5 protein-coding genes and 1 pseudogene are annotated in these 3,676 nt (G+C 32.2%); all 6 read left to right on the forward strand.

The window, feature by feature from the left end:
• Window positions 1-214: pseudogene (locus tag CI949_RS18370) on the forward strand (flavoprotein); the annotation flags it as partial.
• Window positions 196-471 (forward strand): EutN/CcmL family microcompartment protein, encoded by a 276-nt coding sequence (locus CI949_RS18375; protein ID WP_089722947.1) that lies wholly within the window; start codon window positions 196-198, stop codon window positions 469-471. The pseudogene CI949_RS18370 and the gene CI949_RS18375, both read left to right, overlap by 19 nt.
• A gap of 12 nt (window positions 472-483) precedes the next feature.
• Complete coding sequence (locus CI949_RS18380) at window positions 484-1,056, forward strand: cob(I)yrinic acid a,c-diamide adenosyltransferase (protein ID WP_089722946.1); 573 nt, start codon at window positions 484-486, stop codon at window positions 1,054-1,056.
• Complete coding sequence (locus tag CI949_RS18385; protein ID WP_089722945.1) at window positions 1,046-1,462, forward strand: heme-binding protein; 417 nt, start codon at window positions 1,046-1,048, stop codon at window positions 1,460-1,462. Before CI949_RS18380 ends, CI949_RS18385 begins: the two co-directional genes overlap by 11 nt.
• 22 nt (window positions 1,463-1,484) lie before the next feature.
• Window positions 1,485-2,888, forward strand: a complete 1,404-nt coding sequence (locus CI949_RS18390) for an aldehyde dehydrogenase family protein (RefSeq protein ID WP_089722963.1) — start codon at window positions 1,485-1,487, stop codon at window positions 2,886-2,888.
• A 32-nt stretch (window positions 2,889-2,920) separates the two neighbouring features.
• Window positions 2,921-3,676: SLBB domain-containing protein (locus tag CI949_RS18395; RefSeq protein ID WP_290769081.1), on the forward strand; the 756-nt coding region annotated here is incomplete at its 3' end.

A 3,676-nucleotide genomic window follows, 5' to 3' on the forward strand; every position in this document is an offset into this window, starting at 1 on the left:
TAATAAGTCTAATTCGCAAAATATTATTTCAAGTTTAGATAAATCAAATACTAAAAGTATTCATCTTGACTCGAAAGTAATAACTTATAAAGATATTAACCCACTATCTACTGATATAGATAAGATTTACTTAAATAGTAATGCAATAATCACACCATATGCAAGAGAGATAGCAGAAAGAAAAGGGATGATAATATGTTTACAGCAAAAGTAGTTGGAAATGTGGTTGCAACCCAGAAAGATGAGTCTTTAAGGGGTTCTAAATTACTTGTTATAAAACCGCTTTTTGGAAAAGCAAAAAAAGAAGATTGTTTCGTTGCAATTGATATAGTTGGTGCAGGAGTTGGAGAAAGAGTCTTAGTTGCAAAAGGAAGTGCTGCGCGTAAAGCTGATCAGTTTTCAGATAGCCCAATTGATATGGCTATAGTTGGTATTATTGATGATATAGAGCTGGATGAAAGTGAGTTTTAGGGAGGTGTAGAAATGTCGATAGCAACTAAACGGGGAGACAAAGGAAATACCAGTCTTTTAAGTGGAGAAAGAATAAAAAAATCCGATCCACAGGTTGAAGCCTATGGAGCTGTCGATGAATTAAACTCGTATCTTGGTTTAATTCGTTCTAAAAGTAAATATTCAGATCTTAATGCTGTAATTTATAAGATACAAAAAGATTTATTTATAGCTGCAGCGGAATTAGCCTCTCTTTCTAAAAAACCTAAAGAACAAATTTCTGATAACCATTTGAATTATATTGAAGAAAAGTTAGATTTATATCAGGAAAAATTTGAATTTAAAGGGTTCACTGTACCTGGAGAAAGTGAAATAGGGAGTTTGTTTGATATAAGCAGAACCATATGTCGAAAGGTTGAAAGAAGAATGGTTGCAGCCGAAGGTGAAGATTTATTTTATTCAAATACTTTAAAGAGTTATATTAATAGGCTTTCTGATTTATTATATATCATGGCTAGAGTTTCTGATGACAGAAATTTAGTTGAACAGATTACGGAGAAGGTTTTAAAAGTTTTAGCCCTAAAAGGTGATAAAAATGAAAATTAACTTAAAAATAGCAGAAAATATAGCTAATAAATGTTTTGAAAAAGCAAAAGAGATTAATGTGCCTATGTCAATAGCTATTGTTGGAAATGATGGACGGCTTATTCATTTTAAAAGAATGGATGGTGCACTTCCAATTAGTATAGACTTAGCACCTGCTAAAGCTTATTCAGCTTACTCTTTAAGGATGACTACAGAAAAGTTGAAAACTTTAACTGAACCTGGGGAAATGTTGTATGGTCTTGATAAAAGTTGTGAAAATATAGTTATTTTTGGTGGAGGTATACCATTAAAATTCAATAGTGAAGTGATTGGTGCAGTTGGGGTCAGCGGAGGTAGTGTTCAAGAAGATATTAAAGTGGCTGATTCTGGAGTTAACTTTTTTGAAAATAGATATACAACTAATTGATTTAAGTAAAGGGGGAATAAAATTGGAAATTAAAAAAGACGAATTAAACAAAATTGTAAATCAAGTAATTAGTTCATTAAACAAGCAGCAAGATAAGAATATAGAGCTTAACCAAAAAAATAACGGTATATTTACTAAGATGGATGATGCAATTTCAGCAGCTATCAAAGCACAAGAGTGTCTGCAGTTAAACTATTCTATTGAGGATAGAGAACAAATTATTAAATCTATGCGTGAAGCTGCCTCTAAGTATGTAGAAAAAATGTCAGAGATGACTGTCAAAGAAACAGAAATGGGGCGTGTTGAAGATAAAATAATTAAAAATAATTTAGCGATTAATAAAACTCCTGGAACAGAAGATTTAAGAACTGAAGCCTACAGTGGTAAGAAGGGTTTAACTATTGTAGAAGAAGCACCTTTTGGTGTGATATGTGCAATTGCACCTGTAACAAATCCAACTGAAACTATTATTTCAAATGCTATTTCCATGATTGCAGGTTGTAATGGAGTAGTTTTTAACAGCCATCCAGGTGCCAAAAATGTTTCTAAGTTTATTATTGAAATATTAAATAAAGCAGTTGTAGATGCTGGTGGTCCAGAAAACTTATTAACTGCTGTCAATGAGCCTACTCTTCAAACAGTTGAAAGCTGTATGAAAGACGAGAGGATTGCAATGATTGTTGCAACTGGTGGACCAGGAGTAGTAAATGCAGCCCTATCTTCAGGTAAAAAAGCTATTGGAGCTGGAGCTGGAAACCCACCAGTTTTAGTAGATGATACTGTGGATTTAAAAAGAGTGGCAAAAGATATAATAAATGGGGCCAGTTTTGATAATAATTTACCATGTACTTCAGAAAAAGCAATTGTAGCTTTAGATAGTATTGCTGATTCTTTGCTAGAAGCCATGACAAATGAAAATGCACAATTAGTACATGATATAAAGGCTTTAGAAAGAGTAATATTAAATGAAGACGGTTCAATAAATAAAGATTTAGTTGGTAAAGATGCAGCATATATATTAAATGAAGCTGGACTTAAAGCTAAAAACCAAGATCTGCGTTTAGTTGTAGTAGATGTAGATTTAAAGCATCCATTTGTTCAAAAAGAACAACTGATGCCGGTTATTCCTTTAGTTAGAGCAAAAGATTTTAATGAGGCCATGGAAATGGGAGTTGATATTGAAGAAGGAAATCGACATACTGCTATGATTCATTCTAAAAACGTTGATAATTTAACAAAATTTGCTAAAAAAATTGAAACAACTATTTATGTGAAAAATGCTCCTTCATATGCTGGTATTGGAGCAGGTGGAGAAGGTTATGCCACTTTTACTATTGCTGGTCCTACTGGAGAAGGACTAACTTCTGCTAGAAGCTTTACACGTAAAAGACGATGTGTTTTAGTAGATGGTTTCTCAATTATATAAATTCTTAATTGTTTATTGAGAGGAGTTTTAATATGAGTTTAATTGATGATATATATCAAGCAGGAGTTGTAGGAGCCGGTGGAGCCGGTTTTCCTACGCATGTTAAGTATAATTGTCAAGCAGAATATTTAATAATTAATGGAGCAGAGTGTGAGCCTTTATTAATGACTGATAAATATCTTATGCGTAATTTTACTGAAGAAATATTGGATGCTGTCCATATAGTAGCTGAAAATATTAAAGCAGAAAAAATAGTATTTGCATTAAAAAAGAAATATAAAGATGAAATAGCCTGTTTGCAAGAAATAAGTAAAAAAAAGAATTACAATATCGAGTTTTTTTTAATGGAAAGTTTTTATCCTGCAGGTGATGAACAAATTATGGTTTATGAAATAACTGGCAGGACTGTGCCTGAAGGTGGGATACCAATAGATGTCGGTGCAGTTGTGACAAATGTAGGAACATTAAAAAACACTTATTTTGCTTTAGAAAAAAAACCAGTTACAGATAAGTATGTTTCTGTTTTAGGTGAAGTAAATAACCCTAGTATTATTAAAGTACCTATTGGAACTCCAGTAAAAAAATGTATAGAAATTGTTGGGGGAAACAGGATAGAAGAATATTCAGTTATTCTTGGCGGACCTATGATGGGTAAGAATTATGGTCAAAAAGAAGTAGAAGAGGTTGCTATAACTAAAAGAGATGGTGCTGTTATAGTTGTTCCTAAAGATCATTTTATTATTAAAAGAAATAAACAGAGTATAGAACATATAAAAAACCAGGCAAAA

It is taken from the genome of Halanaerobium sp. (genome assembly GCF_003070835.1).